Raw genomic sequence first — 16,369 nt, 5'->3', positions numbered from 1 at the left:
GTTTTTCAGTTCAGGAAAAGTAAAGGAAAAGAAGAAGACAAATTATTATTTTGACTTCTTCATCCAATAAACTGAGCCCAAAACCCCAATTAGAACCAGAACGGACAAAACAAGAGTAAGATTAAAGGAGTCATCCTCTGAACCAGCCGAAACTTCTGATTCTGTACTTGAAGGAAATGTTCCATCATCGATGTTGTTCATAGACGAACCAGCATTTACAGGCTCTTCTCCTGGAACATCAGCACATATAATAAATGGTGAAAAACCAGTGGTTATTGCTTCAAAGTGGAAGTTATCTTCATCTTCACCTGTCACAACAGTTGGAAGCCTATTCCACTCGCCTTCGGAGAAATGCTCCATATGAATATCAGATTCATCAAAACCATTTGATCCAAGCCATTCCTTTGAGACTGAGAATCCTATAGTCGCTTCACCTACTCCTGATGAGAATGCATCACCACCAAGAACAATATCCATAATCTGGTATACTCTGAATGAAGTGGAAACAGGAGCATTTTCAGGCAGGTCATTCAAAAGGTTGACAGTTGCCATGACATACCCTACATTGGTATCTGCTTCAAAACTGATGTCAGTGACCGGTGTACTTCCATCTGTGAAAACATACTGTATTTCAGCATCCCTACCTACAACCCGGACACTTGAATCCATTGCAGCGATATTTGATGGAGAAGATGTGCTGGTTGGAATCCTGACATGTATACCATCGTTGCCGTTCTGGGAACGACTTGCAACAACTTCTTCTGGTTGTTCATCATTACTTGTCAGCGGGAGAAAATCGGTATTATTTACATCATTTCTCAGTTCATAGGGCTGGCAGAAACCATTTCCAATTGAATAATGAGTCTCACTCCAGCCAGTACCGGATGGGGTTGCCCAGAAATTTCCCCCAACGTAAGTTCCGTTGATAATATTAATGCCAGCAATCATTGAAATATTCCAATCGTTGGAACCGTCCCCCGATACATAGACATTATTGCTGCTATTGAAATAATTGTTTTAGATCAGGTTGTCGTTACAATCCTTAAGTAAGATACCATAAGACAAAATATCACTTATATTGCAACTGTGAACCGTACTATTAACTGATGAGTCAAAATAGAGACCATATTTATTTTCTGTGGACGTACAATTTGAGATTGTGACGTTGTTGCTGTCGTAGAGACTCAACCCATAGTAGTTATTCTCTATTTCCAAATCCTCTACTGTTATGTTCGAACAATTGATCAGATGAACAAGACCAGCATTGGTACTTGCATTAATTACCTGATCCGAACTGTTCACAAGATAATATATAGGCTTCCCTTCAACCAGATTACTCATTCCCACAACATTGGGATTTGAATCGAAATACGAATTGTAAGTGTTGTTTTCCATTGAATTGTTATTCAGGATATTATTCACCGAGTTTCGTAAACGCAACCCGTATTCATTCTCACTCAAAGTACAGTTTGAAACTATAGTATCCTGAGAATTATAGAGATAGAGACCAAAGAGATTTCCAGAAGCATAGCAATTGCTTATGTTACATCCACTTGAAGTAGAAACAATTCCTATATAGCCATCTGCAGCAGTGACACCTGAAATAGTAACGTTATCTGCCACGACATAAATGATAATATCATCTGAATCCGCTGAAACAATTCTGACATCTGCAGGGTTACCAGTAGATGATATAAGACTAATGTGTTCTGTTTTCAAATACAGGTTCTCAGTATATGTCCCGGGTTCAATAACGATTGTATCACCATCTGATACAGCACCAATTGCTTCGCGAATCGTTGCGAAATCAGCACTACCACTACCATTGACAACAATTGTTGAATTGAGAACATGGATGAAAGAAGCACTTACAGAAGTATTGCTTCCTGCAGAGTTCGTTACATTGAGAGAAACATTATAAACTCCTGTATTTGCATAAGTATGCAGAGGATTCTGAGCTGATGATGTGGAATTATCTCCGAAATCCCATTCCCATATAGTCGGGGAAAAGAGACTTGCATCGTGGAAGTCTACGGATTCGTTGACATGGACATACTTAGTACCTGCAACAAATGCTGCTTCAGGTTCTTTTTCTTCTGTTGTGAATGCTTTGATGCATACATTTGCATCGTATACGTTTATGTCTTCCCATTCGGTTCCATTGTGACTTATGTAACTCTGGCCGGGTTCTGCATGTGCATTACTGCTGTAACCTGATATTGGTGCTTCGATAGCAATTGGATAATTGTAAGTAGGAGTCGTAAATTCTACTACCACGGAGAAATTCTGTCCTGTCCTGAGTAAAACATTGTTATCAAGATCAATTGTATGATAACCAGCCAGAGGGATAGTACCATTCTTTAAAGAAATCGGACCTGAACTATTAACAGGACCGGATTCGGGATCCATATATACAGAGATGTTGTAAAATGAATTTGAGTCCACAGTATAGAAACTCACTGCTTCCAATGTCTCATTTGTTGTTGCAGTGAACACATTTGCCCCATAGGCAGTACTATTGTTGTACCCAAAATAGTAGCACCACCCAAGTGGATCATACTGGTAGATGTGATCATAATTGCTGACATTTTCTGCTGTGAACAAGAAATTACGTGCATACGGCTTAGTACCCAACCCAAACAATCCTATATCAAATCCAGTAGCATTGTCATAATATGATATGTAAAAATATCCATCTTCACCCCAATTGGTACCCCAGGAATTCTTGACAATAAAAGCTCCATTACCTGGAGCTGCCGGAGTGAAATTATGTCTGTCGAAATTATCATCCCAGCCCACTAAAGTTACAGCGTGATTTGTACCCCTTGCCTCATCATAGTAATAGTAGGTATTGTTCTCTGAATTGAAATATGAGTTATCAGACCACATGGATACTGAGATAGCACCACCGTTAGTGATTATCAATTTGAAGAGATTGTCAGAATGATTGACACCGGGAAGAATCTGTATCTCCTGAACATGTTTTGCCACTGTGTTATTAGAAGGAGATACACCTGAAAGATCATTATATGGATCATCGGATTCAGCTATCGGACCATCCCATCTTGTAAGATAGGCAGCTGTTATCAGGTTGTTTCCTCCATTATCATGAGTCCGGTCAAAACCATCCTGACTGGAGTACACCATAGTATTCTTTACATTGTTTTCGGAAAAGTCCCATATTTCAAATCTGTTGTGAAGAAGATAGGACTCCAGAGAAGCAATTGTGGAGTGAGCCCAGCAACTGCCGGCCTGACCCTGATCCCTCACATCTGTGACACCATTGACATCACGCAGGTCATAACGAGAAGGATACGCCTCCACATCAGTTAGCCTGATATCTGAAGACATTAAACCATATTCTTCACTTGCCATCAGTTCTTGCATATTCACAGGAGATAGATGGGAAAGATCCACAGGGGAAGGAATAAGTCCGGTAGGATGTACAAATTCACCCTCATCCAATGGAGACAAACCATTTAAAAGATTCAAGGAGGAAACATTCACAGTATCTGATAATAGGAGAACAGATGTAGTAAATGTGTTCGTATCTACATAAGCAGGATTCTGGTTCTGTTCCAGCTCATCCTGATATTGTACAAAGGCAGGATTGAGGGGTGCTATTGATATGTGTGGAACGGAGGATTCATTAAAATAGGGAACTACATCCTGCGTAATGTCAGCTGCATTACAGGGAAAGGAAAAAAATAACAGCACAAGACAGCATACAAACAGTAAAGGATATGATAATACTGGATTTTTCATATATGAGTACCTTCTCTAAATAAATATGTTGCTAAAAGTATATTAATGCATTATATATGGTATTCCATTGAATATTTGAGATCTGCAGAACAGTAAAAACCTAAAAATATCGTAAGAACATGAGGAACATTTCCCTCATGTACTTTTTGAGTTTCATCAAAAAGAGATTATAGTTTACCTTTTGACCTCTTTTTAATCAAGTAAACTGACCCCAGAACTGCAATTAGAACCAGAGCAGACAAAACCAGAGTAAAATTAGCTGAATCATCTTCTGAATCAGTCTGGGCATTTAATTCTTCACTTGCCGGAATGTTCCCTTCATCAATCTCATTCAGAGATGAACCGGCATTTATGGGACTAGCTCCTGAAACATCCACACATATCATGAATGGTGAAAAGCCTGTGGTTGTTGCTTCAAAATAGAAATAGTCTTCGTCCTCACCTGTCACCGTAGTAAGCAATCTGTCCCAGATACCACTGGAAAAGTGTTCCATAAGTATATCGTCCCCATCAAGACCATTAGAATCAAGCCATTCCTTTGAAACTGAGAATCCGATTGTGGCTTCACCTATTCCAGATGAGAATGCATCATCACCAAGAACAATATCCATACTCTGATACACCTTGACCGAAGAAGATGCAGGAGCATTTTCCGGCAGCTCATTCAAAAGATTGACAGTTGCCATGACATACCCTACATTGGTATCTGCTTCAAAACGGATGTCAGTAACAGGTGTGTTCCTGTCAGCAAAAACATACTGTACTTCAGCATCCCTACCTACAAACCGGACACTTGAATCCATTGCAGCAACATTTCCCGGAGAGGCAGTACTGGTAGCAATTCTGACATGTACACCATCATTGTGACTCTGACTACTGCTTTCAACAACTTCATCTGGTTGCTCTTCGTTAGCTGTCAGCGGAAGGAAATCGGAATTATTGCCATCATTTGTTATCTCATATGGCTGGCAGAAACCATTTCCAACGGAGTATTGTGTCTGGCTCCACCCTGTACCGGATGGATTTGCCCAGAAGTTCCCACCAAGATAGCTTCCATTAATGATATTGGTTCCATTTGTCATTGTGATGTTCCATTGATTGGACATTCCTGTGGAAAGAAGGGCGTTTGATGCACTATTGTTGAGATAGTTGTTATAAATGAGATTGTCACTTGAACCACTGAGTGCAACACCAAATAAATTATGACTCAAATTAGAAGTGTGCATTGTATTGTTACCTGAAGAAAGAAGGAACACACCATACCCATTATATGATGATGTAAAGTTACTAACATTAACATTAGTGCAGTTATACATAAAGAAACCACAGTTATTGTTTTCGATACCGATGTCCTGTACTGTTATATTTGAACAATTGATAAGGTGAACAAGTCCGGCATTTGAACTGGGACCAAGGACAATATTAGAATAATCTACAAGATAGTAGATTGGTTTGCCATTTATTGTATTGCTCGTATCAACTGAACTTATCTCATCATCAAAAGCACAATTAAACATACTATTCGCTACTGAGTTGTTTGCTAAATAATTATTTGCAGATCTCATTACTGCCAGACCATAGCCAGTATTATCACTCATTGTGCAATTCAGGATCGTGTTGTTCTGTGAATGATAAAGATAGATGCCAAACATACTATTGTCCATAGCATAGCAATTAGTTATGTTACAACCATCTGATCTGTAAGCATATATCCCCGCAAATCCTCCAGAAACATTTACCCCTGAGATAGTAATATTGTCCGCCGTTATGTGTATCGTATACTCATCAGAATCCGGGGAAACGATATGAACATCTTCAGGGTTATCAGTTGAAGATAACAGGCTTATATTGGCATCTGAAAAAACAAGGTTCTCAGTATAAGTACCAGGTTCTACAAGTATAGTATCCCCATCTAACGCCACATCTATGGCATCTCCTATAGTAGTAAAATCAGCACTGCCACTGCTATTTACAATAATGGTTGTATTAACAACATGAATGAAAGAAGTCCTTAAGGAAATGTTATTTCCAAAAGAGTTTGATGCATTCAATGATACATTATAAAAACCAGCGTTAGAATAAGCATGAGATGGATTCTGAGATGATGAATTTGAATTATCTCCAAAGTCCCATTCCCAGCTTTCCGGTGAAAAGAGACTAGTATCATGGAAATCTACTGTTTCGCTAACATGAATGTACCGCGTTCCTGCTACAAATGCAGCCTGTGGTCCTTTTTCCTCTGTTGTGAATGCTTTGATACATACATTCTTATCAGATTCTGAAATATCTTCCCACTGGCTGCCATTGAGACTCATATAACTCTGACCTTTTTCTGCATGAGCATTACTACTGTAATCAGCTATGGGCATTTCAATAGCTATTGGGTAATTGTAATCAGGTGTTGTAAATTCTACGACGATCGAAAAATTCTGTCCGGTATTGAGTGAAATATTTGTATCAAGGTCTATGGTATGGTATCCTGCTATGGCAATTGATCCATTTTGTATGGATGCCGGACCGGAAATATTGACTGGACCAGATACAGGTTCCAGATAAATAGAGATATTGTAGAATGAATTCGAATCCACCGTATAGAAGCTCACTGCCTCCAGAGTCTCATTAGAAGTTGCAGTGAATATATTAGCTCCGTAGGCGGTGGTATTGTTGTAACCTGTACAGGCAGTCCATCCAAGTCCATCATACTGGTATATGCGGTCATAACTACTGACATTCTCTGCAGTGAACATGAAATTGCCACCATATGGCTTAGTATCCAGACCATCTATACCTTCATTGTTTCCCATCACAGCATCATAATAAGAAACATAAAAATATCCATTCTCACCCCAGTCATTACTCCATGAATTCTTAATGATATAAGCACCATTTCCAGGAGCTTTCGGAGTGAAATTAGAAGCAGAGTAATTGTCATTCCAGCCAACCAGAGCTACGGCATGATTTGCATATGTGACTTCACCATTGTAATAATAACTGTTATTATTTGAATCGAAATATGAATTACCATACCATAAAGCTACGGACACTGCACCATAATTGGTCACCATCCATTTGTAAAAAGTATCATTACCTTCAAAGCCCGGCAGAATCATGATCTTTTGAACATGTTTTACAACTGGAAGATTATCTGGAGACACACCGGATGTAGCATCATAGGGATCGTCGGATTCCAGCACAGGACCGCTCCACCTTGTAAGATAGGCAGCCGTATAAAGATCAAATCCTCCATCATCGTGGGGACGATCATATCCGTCTGGATCAGTCGATACAAGAACGTTCTTAACATTGTTCTCAGAAAAGTTCCAGGTTTCATATCTGTTGTGGAGAAGATAGGACTCCAGAGAAGCAATTGTGGAGTGAGCCCAGCAACTTCCAGCCTGACCCTGATCCCTCACATCCGTGACACCATTGGCATCACGCAGGTCATAACGGGAAGGATACACCCCCACATCAGTTAGCCTGATATCTGAAGACATAAAACCATATTCTTCACTTGCTATCATATCTTGCATATTCACAGGGGAAAGATGGGAAAGATCTACAGGAGAAGGAATCAGTCCTGTTGGCAGGGGAAAATCTTCGGTTAATCCATCATCCTCGAAAAAAGAGAAGCTGTTAAAAACATCAGGAGAGGAAACATTTGTAGAACTGTCTGATAATACGAGACCTGAAAGAGTAACTGTGTTTGTATTTACAGGGACAGAAGCTTCATCCTGACTCTGTTCCAGTTCTTCCATATATAGGACGAATGCGGGATTTAGAGGTGCGATGGATATTTGTGATCCCGAGGATTCATTGGGTCCGGATATGAGACACGGGTTGGTATCTGCCGCACCGCTGGAAATGGGTAACAGAATCAGTACAAGACAACATATAACTAACAGATTATATGACAATATTTGATTTTTCATGATTCATCCCTGATAATATAGATTCTTAACAATAGCTAGACATTATTAATATTTAAATATACTATATATAACATGATGCCAGGTTATATACCACAAAACAAAGAAACTATACGTGAGACAGATTACTTATCCAAAGGAACTATTACATAAATTGAAGAACTAAAAACCGGAGGGAAAAAATGGGAAATGATGAAACAAATATGCACAGAATAAAAGAAGTCACTGAATTTGTTAAAACAAGTAAAAACGAAAAGAAAGAGGAAAAAAATAAGGATAAGAAGAATATCCTGGGCTTGAATGATTAAAAAACCTATTTATTTGCCTTCCACTTCTGTGAATACTATTGCAATTATGACCGTACTTTTTTGCATATTTGAGGCAATATGTAAAATGGAATAATGTTTCTTCACGGTCATCCCTTTTTCTGAAATGTATTTTTCCATAATTTCGATCCATTTTGGTACTGACTTGTACGGACCATCAAAAACCTTGCTGAGAAAAGTGCCCGACATTGTTACGTTCTCAGAATCCGGAATTTTTTGTGACAATAATATATAGCTCTAACTTCCATAATGATGGGTCGTAGGCAAGCAGGAAAAAATCACCCATTTCAGGAGAGGCAGTTGCTACATGAACCTTTTGCCACATCCTCATTAAGGCACGTTTGAAGCTAAATGGCAATGGAATGTGGAATAATTGAGGGACATAATCCATTATAAACGGTTTTTTATCCCATACATTTATTCTGTTGTCCCGTCCCATTCAGGACAGCAGGATACTGAATCCTGTTGAATTATCCTTAATAAAGCATCCGCTTCTGTGGATAAAAAGATTATGAGAAAAGGAAGTAATGCGAGGGCAACAGAGAAGACTAAGATTATAATACCCTATTACCCTCTTGACGTCTTAATATTCCGACCGGCAAACATACGCATTCCATTCAGAGTATCGCTCTGATATGGGCCAATCGAAAGCTGAAACATAGTCTCACAGTCTTAATAACTCCAAGCGTTCTATACTCAGCAATTTATTATATGGAACTCATCCAATAAACATTTTTTGGTCGGTGCTATGACACGGAGAAAAACAAAAACAAAACGATGAATGCTTTAAAAGAATAAGCGATCCCGGAGGGATTCGAACCCACGACCCTCGGGTTAGAAGCCCGATGCTATATCCTGGCTAAGCCACGGGACCGCTGACGATTGACTGGAGTCTGAAATAGGTTTTCTAGCATAAAAGCCTTTTGTAAGAATGGAGCCACATTTGTAAATTATGTGTGATGTATATGTGAATACAAATATATAAGAGTTTGACATCAAGATTAACAACAATTACAATGCTGAGGCTTTACACATGAGTGAACTATTAATTTATTACAATGGTGACTATGTCCCGAAATCAGAAGCCACAACCTCCGTCTATGACCATGGTTTTTTGTATGGGGATGGTGTCTTTGAGGGTATAAGAGCATACAACGGACGTGTCTTCAAGTTACGTGAACATGTTGACAGGCTCTATGATTCCGCAAAGGCTATCGCTCTTAACATACCACTGAGCAAGGAAGAGATGGAAGAGGCTATTCTGGAAACGCTCCGGAAAAACAACCTTACAGATGCCTACATCAGACCCATTGTTTCAAGAGGTGTTGGTGACCTTGGACTGGACCCCAGAAAATGTCCAAAGCCAAATGTGTTTATCATATCCCAGGAATGGGGGGCTATGTACGGCGACCTTTATGAAGTTGGTCTGACCGGTGTCACAGTCTCAGTCAGAAGAAATTCCTGTGATGCACTTTCTCCAAACATCAAGTCACTGAACTATTTGAATAACATCCTTGCAAAGATAGAGGCAAATGAGAAAGGCGGAGACGAGGCAATTTTCTTCGACCAGAACGGTTATCTCTCTGAAGGTTCAGGAGACAACATATTCATTATCAAGAACGGAAAGGTTTACACCCCACCGACGATCAACAACCTCAGGGGTATAACCAGAGCAACAGCAATTGAACTACTTGCAGACATAGGAATTGACACCCACGTTGAAAATCTTGGAATGTTTGACCTCTACACTGCTGATGAGATATTCGTAACAGGAACAGCAGCCGAGGCAGCACCTCTTGTAAAGGTCGACGGACGTCCGATAGGTGACGGTAAACCGGGGCCTATCACCGGGAAGATGGTCGCAGCTTTTGAGCACATAACCACAACAACCGGAACTCCTATTTTCCCTTAAATATGAAGAGTTAGCTCTTCATATCTTTTCGTCTTTTTATTTCTTCAAAACATTAATTAGGCATTAGTCCAGTAACCTCTTATATTCATTGATTATTATATTGGAAACTGAAATTAATGAGGTTTAAGAATGGAGAAAGAGGATGAAAAAGAAAGAGTAATAATGGAGAACCTGAAATACCTGAACGATTCCGTGATGGCTATCTTACTTCTTATGCCAGTTACTCTTGTAATCACCTTTGAAGCACTTGACGATACACCCAATCTGCAATGGATATCAATTGCAACATGGATCGTATTTTTGATGGGGCTCTGGTATGTTGCTTCAAGAGTGTTCACACTTAACAAAACACTTATAGGTTATCTTGACAAAAAGTAGACCGAACAGAATGGAACGCAAGGAATTCAGAGATTTAACATCCGTAGAGGATGCAAGGAAGCTGGTTGAACAGATCAGAGTCCAGCCAGACACTATTATTTTACCTATCGATAAGGCAGTAGGACACATCATAGCAGATGACATCCCTTCTGGTGTGGATGTACCTGCATTCAACCGTTCTGTCAAGGACGGGTATGCCATTCGGGCAAAAGATACCTATCAGGCAAGTGAACCAGAACCGCAGGAACTGAGATTTATAGGGTCTATTCCAGCAGGTTGCACAGATAAGTTCTTTGTAAACGATGGAGAAACCATAGAGATATCCACAGGTGCACCGATTCCCGATGGTGCTGATGCTGTAGTTATGGTGGAGAATACAAAGCAAACAGGTGATTCTGTCCTTATTTACCAGCCGGTGCACATTGGCGAGAATATAATGCGTGCAGGAACCGACATCATGAAAGGTGAAAGGATCCTGAGAAAGAATACACGCATCGGCGCCCGTGAAATTGGAGTACTTGCTTCCATAGGTATGAATGAAGTACCTGTCAAGAGATTGCTTGTGGGAATCATATCAACGGGAAATGAGCTTATCAAACCCGGAGAAACACTGGAAGCCGGAATGATATATGACGCTAACTCCTATGCTATCGCAGCAGCAATAGAGGAATGCGGAGGAACTGCATGGATATATGGAATTGTGCCTGATGATGCAACATCGATGGAAGAGGCTCTTGACAGGGCGATCAATGAATGCAACATTGTACTGACATCAGGAAGTACTTCTGCAGGTGTTGGAGATATCATGTACATGATAATTGAGGAAAAGGGCGAAACCCTTACTCACGGAATTGCCATCAAACCGGGAAAACCTGTCGTAATCGGTATGATAGGAAACGTGCCAACCATAGGACTGCCAGGAAATCCTACATCCGCACTCAGCATTTTCAATGAGTTCGTAGCCCCGATAATATATAATTCACTTGGTGTTAAGCCCTCTTTTAAGACAAAGGTCACTGCGGTCATGGGAACCGGTATCCGCTCAGGTGGAAGAGAAGAACTGTTCCCCGTAGGCGTGGTCAGGGGCAAGGCATACCCTGCAGACAAAACATCGGGAGCGATTACAACACTTTCGGATGCTGACGGAATAATAGAGATCAGGGCACATACAGAATACGTTGAAGCAGGTTCTGAGGTAGAGGTCACTATGTTCGGCAACGTGAGAAGTCCTGATCTGATGTTCGTTGGAGGACAATGCCCGGGAGTTGACTTGCTGGAAGAGATGACGGGGCTGGTATTCAGGACTTTGAAAATGGGATCAAGTGCAGGGTTTACAGCCATTTCAGGCGGCACTACAGATATTGCCTGCGTGAACATGGTTGACAGCGAAGGCAATTACAATTCATCAGTTATAACAAAAATGAATCTTGAAGATGTTGTTCTGGTTAAAGGATACAGGCGTGAGCAGGGACTGATATTCAGCCCTGACAACCATGTGTATGGACTGAAAGATATAAGCGGCCTGCATCTCATCAACAGGAACCGGGGATCAGGAACCAGGGCACTTCTGGACAGGGAACTCGGAATACTGGCAGAGAATATGGGCATCCCAAGGAGTGAGCTAATAAAAAGCCTGAAAGGCTATAATTCAGGATCAAAGACCCACAGGTCTGTTTGCGATGCTGTGAAAAGCAGGAAGGCAGATGTTGGTTTTGGGCTGAGGGCTGCGGCAGAGGAAGCCGGACTTGAGTTTATCCCTGTTGCAGAGGATGAGTTTGATTTCGTGATACGTAAAGACCTTCTGGATATTGAGGAGATACAGACATTCCTGAGTGCACTTCGGTCTGAAGATTTTTCAAAAAGACTTCCAACTGGAATGTATACGTATGAAATGACCGGCAGTATAATATCCTCCTTTTGACGTTAATCCAGTCTATAAAAATCAGGAAAACCTTTTTTATTTTGACGTTATGGTAGGTTCAAATGGGAATACATGAGGATATACAGGAAGTAGAAGAGGAGATCAAGAAGACTCCCTACAATAAGGCAACATCCCACCACATCGGTAAGTTGAAGGCGAAACTTGCACGCCTTCGCGATGAAGTTGTCAAGAAATCTGCCAAGTCAGGTGGTGGCGAAGGATACTCCGTGAGAAAATCAGGAGATGCCACGGTGACACTTGTAGGTTTCCCGTCTGTGGGAAAATCCACTTTACTTAATAAGCTCACAGATGCTCATTCAGAGGTCGGTGCCTATGAGTTCACAACCCTGGATGTAATTCCGGGAGTGCTTGAACATAATAATGCAACTATACAGATACTTGACGTACCCGGACTGGTCAAAGGAGCAGCCAGCGGCAGAGGCCGTGGACGAGAGGTTATTTCTGTTGTGAGGAACTGTGACCTTGTGATCTTTATGCTGGACGTATTCCAGAACTATCACCATGGAGTCCTTACGCAGGAACTTAACGATGCGGGCATACGCCTGAACCAGAAAGCACCTGATGTTGTCATTAAAAGGCAGGACCGTGGTGGCGTCACCATTAGCAGTACTAAGGAGCTTGACCTTACAGAAGACCTTATAAAGGCAATTCTTAACGAATATAAGATTCACAATGCTCATGTGCTCATCAGGGAGAGCATCGATGTTGACCAGTTGATAGATGTCATCATGGGCAACAGGGTATACATCCCTGCCGTTGTTGTTGTGAACAAGGTGGATATGGCAGATGAATATGTGCTGAAGAAATGTAAGGAAGAGTACCCTGAAGCAACGTATATCTCGGCTGACAAGGAAGAGAACCTTGAGGCTGTCAAGGACCTGATATATGACGCATTGGACTTTATCCGTGTTTATCTTAAACCACAGGGCGGACCTGCTGACATGGAAGAACCTCTCATTGTACGTAAAGGAACTACAGTTGGAGAGGTATGTGACCATCTGCACCGTGATTTCAGGAGAAAGTTCAGATATTCACAGATATGGGGCACATCATCAAAGCACCCCGGTCAGAGGGCAGGCCTTGACCATGTACTTGACGATAAGGATCTGCTAACGCTTATCATTGCAATGTGACAGCCAAACCGGCTGTCCTGCATAACAAATAAGTATTATTATGCATTTATTCTGCTAATCATTGTAGTCCCGTAGGGTAGTGGTCAATCCTTTCGGCCTTTGGAGCCGAAGACGGTGGTTCGAATCCGCCCGGGACTACCAATTTCTTTTGAGCCTCTAATGACGTTTAATAAAAGAGCCTTGGCTCTTTTAGCAATTCCATAATGAAGCCTGTAAGGAATAGTTAAAGCATAGAAATGGTGTGACGTTAGTCACACCTTGTCCAGCCACATGCTGAACAACTTCTACATCCATCAATGCGTCTTATAGCTTCACCACATTCCGGGCAAACACCCTTCAATGATGTCTGTACTCTAGTAACTTCTCGAGTACTTTTTGGTGCTTTGATTGCTTTTTGTATAGTGCTGGTAGCCGTACCTTGTGTTAATGATCTGATGTAATTAGCCACGATAGAAGGACATGACTTACCATCAGTATCACGGCCTTTACATGCATCACACTGGATCTTACTCCAATGATGCGTAAGACTCTTGATATTCGCTCTTCCCTGCAATGCAAGTGATACAGTAATTGCCAGTGCAGCAGAATGAGCTTTGCATCCACCACCAACAGTGGTCATGAACAACTCCCAAAGAATCGCATCACTACCATCTTCTATTGGATTCTCGAACGATTTGCAATATAACTCACCACATCCGGTTGTGAACTTTATCCTTTTACCGTTTACAGTTTCCTTTGGATGCAAATCAATTTTTGTATTGTAATCCAATCTGAAGAGATTTACTCTCTGAAGAAGCTCACACTTCTCTTCCGGGGATAATCCTTCCATTGCAAAAGCAAGGGTATCAGGATTCATGATGTCAATACAAGTAGGAGCGATATCTTCTCCAATATCAGCGTCTTCAAAATCCGTATCTCCGCATATTTCAAGGAACTTTATATCATCCTCGTTTGATTCTTTTGCAGCAACGATCACCTGATCATCCCTGGAGCCATCACGATAAACTGTGAGACCCTTGCATCCAAGTTTCCAGGCCATCATATACAATTCCCCTATTTGCTCAGGTGTAGCATCATAAGGAAGATTTATGGTCTTTGAGACAGCGTTGTCAACATACTTCTGGACTGTAGCTTGCATCTTCACATGGTCTTCCGGTGAAACATCGAAAGCCGTGATGAAGTATTCCTTCACATGATCTGGGACTTCAGTCAAGTCTCGCATCTTCAGAGATGGAGTTGTCCGGAGTTTTTCCATCAGTTTTTCAGAGTAGAAGCCTCCTTCCTTCGCCATTTTCTCAAAGAGAGGATGAACTTGAATGAATTCGCTATCAACAATCTTCCTCTTATACACGTAATTAAAGTTAGGTTCAATTCCAAATGATACACCAGCGAATGTTGCAAGTGTACCTGTTGGTGCAATTGTTGTAATCTGACAATTTCTTGGAGTCTTCTGTGAGGGAAGGTTTTCCTGCTGGAACTCAGGAAAAGTGCCGAATTCATGACCAAGCATGTTTGAAGTAGCCCATGCAACATCATCAATGAACTTCATGACCTTTCCGACCATTTCACGGCCTGCATCACTATCATACGGTAATTTCATGTACAACAACATGTCTGCAAGTCCCATGACACCTAATCCAATAGGTCTGGTCTTGTGTGCCATATCATGTATCTCAGGTAATGGGAAATGATTGATGTCAATAACCTTATCCAAAAATGTGACTGCAATTTCAGTGATCTTCCTGAGACGATCAAAGTCAATCACATAACATCCATCTTCTGCAGGTTCCAGCATATTGACCAGGTTTATTGAACCGAGGTTACACACACCAAAAGGAATGAAAAAGAACTCACCACAGGGATTCGATGATTTGATTGCGCCAAGATGAGGAACAGGATTAGTGGAGTTTACTGTATCAATGAATATCATTCCGGGTTCGCCGGATTCCCAGGCATTCTCACATATGATATCAAATATCTCACAGGCATCCACAATGACTATTTCTTTATTATGAGGATGCATCAGTTCAAAATCATCACCCTTCTCAACAGAATCCATGAAAACGTCAGACACAGCAACGGATAAATTGAAGTTTGTCATCGTCTTATCATTCTTTTTACAAAGGATGAAGTCAAGAATATCCGGATGGTCCACACGAAGAGTCCCCATGTTTGCACCACGCCTCATACCACCCTGTTTGACCTCTTCTGTAGTTGCATTGATAATTTTCATCCAGCTTAGAGGACCGGATGCAACACCATTTGTTGATGATACCGGGGAACCTTTTGGTCTGGTTGAAGAGAAATCAAAACCAGTCCCTCCACCGCTTTTATGAACAATAGCCGTGTTTTTGACGGTCTCCATTATTTCAACCATATCATCTTCTACAGGTAATATGAAACATGCAGAAAGCTGTTGTCTGTCACCTTCTTTACCTGCATTTGCTAATGTAGGTGAATTGGGCAAGAAATCAAGATTGTACATTACATCAAAGAAGTCATTTGCTAATTCTTTGTCACCATTTGATACTACAAGTGCTACTCTTTCGCATAGTCCTTTCCAATCCTCCCCTTCCTTATAATACCTTTTACCAAGGATATCTTCAGCAATGGAACTAAGTGTTTTGCATTGTGTTGTTATTCCCATATTTTTACCTTATAGTATTAAATAAACAAATTCATCATTTATACGTCAGCAATCATTCTTCTTTATTTAAAGATTTTCTAAACCACAATCGAATACTAATAAAACTGAATTGGTAACAAGACTGATATCATTTGATTTGTATTGTAATCAAATCCTCAACCCACTGAAGTCCCCACCAACGGCCATTTAATGTACTAAGATGCATATAAATTTAATAACGGGGAGATGATTAAAATCATTACATTTTTTCCAACATCCCCCTTGCCTTATCACTCTCCAAAACCAACTGCAATATTATTTTTTGTACGATTCATATTCCTGTTCACAAGATTAAACTAAA

Annotated in this window: 7 protein-coding genes, 2 tRNA genes and 2 pseudogenes; 6 read left to right on the top strand and 5 right to left on the bottom strand. The window is 40.8% G+C overall.

Going from position 1 to position 16,369, the window contains the following annotated elements:
- Window positions 1-45: 45 nt before the first annotated feature.
- Window positions 46-3,351 (bottom strand): annotated as a pseudogene (locus QZZ23_RS06705) (lectin like domain-containing protein).
- Between the two features lie 581 nt (window positions 3,352-3,932).
- Entirely contained in the window at window positions 3,933-7,694 is a 3,762-nt protein-coding gene (locus QZZ23_RS06700) for a lectin like domain-containing protein (protein ID WP_292468045.1), read from the bottom strand.
- A gap of 179 nt (window positions 7,695-7,873) precedes the next feature.
- Between QZZ23_RS06700 and QZZ23_RS06695 the strand changes: the two genes are divergently transcribed.
- Window positions 7,874-7,999: a hypothetical protein gene (locus QZZ23_RS06695; RefSeq protein WP_292468042.1), complete on the top strand. Its 126-nt coding sequence runs from the start codon at window positions 7,874-7,876 to the stop codon at window positions 7,997-7,999.
- Window positions 8,000-8,008: 9 nt separating this feature from the next.
- Here the strand turns inward: QZZ23_RS06695 and QZZ23_RS14680 are convergent.
- A pseudogene (locus QZZ23_RS14680) lies at window positions 8,009-8,408 on the bottom strand (hydrolase).
- Window positions 8,409-8,816: 408 nt separating this feature from the next.
- Window positions 8,817-8,891, bottom strand: a tRNA-Arg gene (locus tag QZZ23_RS06685).
- Between the two features lie 159 nt (window positions 8,892-9,050).
- On the opposite strand from QZZ23_RS06685, the gene ilvE reads away from it, so the two are divergent.
- The 5 genes from ilvE (at window position 9,051) to QZZ23_RS06660 (ending at window position 13,523) form a co-directional block, all read left to right on the top strand.
- Window positions 9,051-9,929: a branched-chain-amino-acid transaminase gene (gene ilvE / locus QZZ23_RS06680; RefSeq protein ID WP_292468038.1), complete on the top strand. Its 879-nt coding sequence runs from the start codon at window positions 9,051-9,053 to the stop codon at window positions 9,927-9,929.
- A gap of 129 nt (window positions 9,930-10,058) precedes the next feature.
- Complete coding sequence (locus tag QZZ23_RS06675; protein ID WP_292468036.1) at window positions 10,059-10,307, top strand: sodium:proton antiporter; 249 nt, start codon at window positions 10,059-10,061, stop codon at window positions 10,305-10,307.
- Window positions 10,294-12,228: a molybdopterin biosynthesis protein gene (locus tag QZZ23_RS06670; protein ID WP_366931323.1), complete on the top strand. Its 1,935-nt coding sequence runs from the start codon at window positions 10,294-10,296 to the stop codon at window positions 12,226-12,228. Before QZZ23_RS06675 ends, QZZ23_RS06670 begins: the two co-directional genes overlap by 14 nt.
- Window positions 12,229-12,290: 62 nt before the next feature.
- On the top strand, window positions 12,291-13,382 hold the full coding sequence (locus tag QZZ23_RS06665; RefSeq protein ID WP_292468034.1) for a GTP-binding protein: 1,092 nt from the start codon (window positions 12,291-12,293) through the stop codon (window positions 13,380-13,382).
- Window positions 13,383-13,447: 65 nt separating this feature from the next.
- Window positions 13,448-13,523, top strand: a tRNA-Gln gene (locus tag QZZ23_RS06660).
- Between the two features lie 106 nt (window positions 13,524-13,629).
- Here QZZ23_RS06660 and QZZ23_RS06655 read toward each other — a convergent pair.
- Complete coding sequence (locus QZZ23_RS06655) at window positions 13,630-16,029, bottom strand: adenosylcobalamin-dependent ribonucleoside-diphosphate reductase (RefSeq protein ID WP_292468033.1); 2,400 nt, start codon at window positions 16,027-16,029, stop codon at window positions 13,630-13,632.
- Window positions 16,030-16,369: the final 340 nt, after the last annotated feature.

The sequence above is a fragment of the Methanolobus sp. genome (assembly GCF_016278385.1).
GTDB lineage: Archaea > Halobacteriota > Methanosarcinia > Methanosarcinales > Methanosarcinaceae > Methanolobus.
The sequence above is the reverse complement of the archived record's forward strand: the minus strand, read 5'-3'. Positions and strand labels throughout refer to the sequence as shown.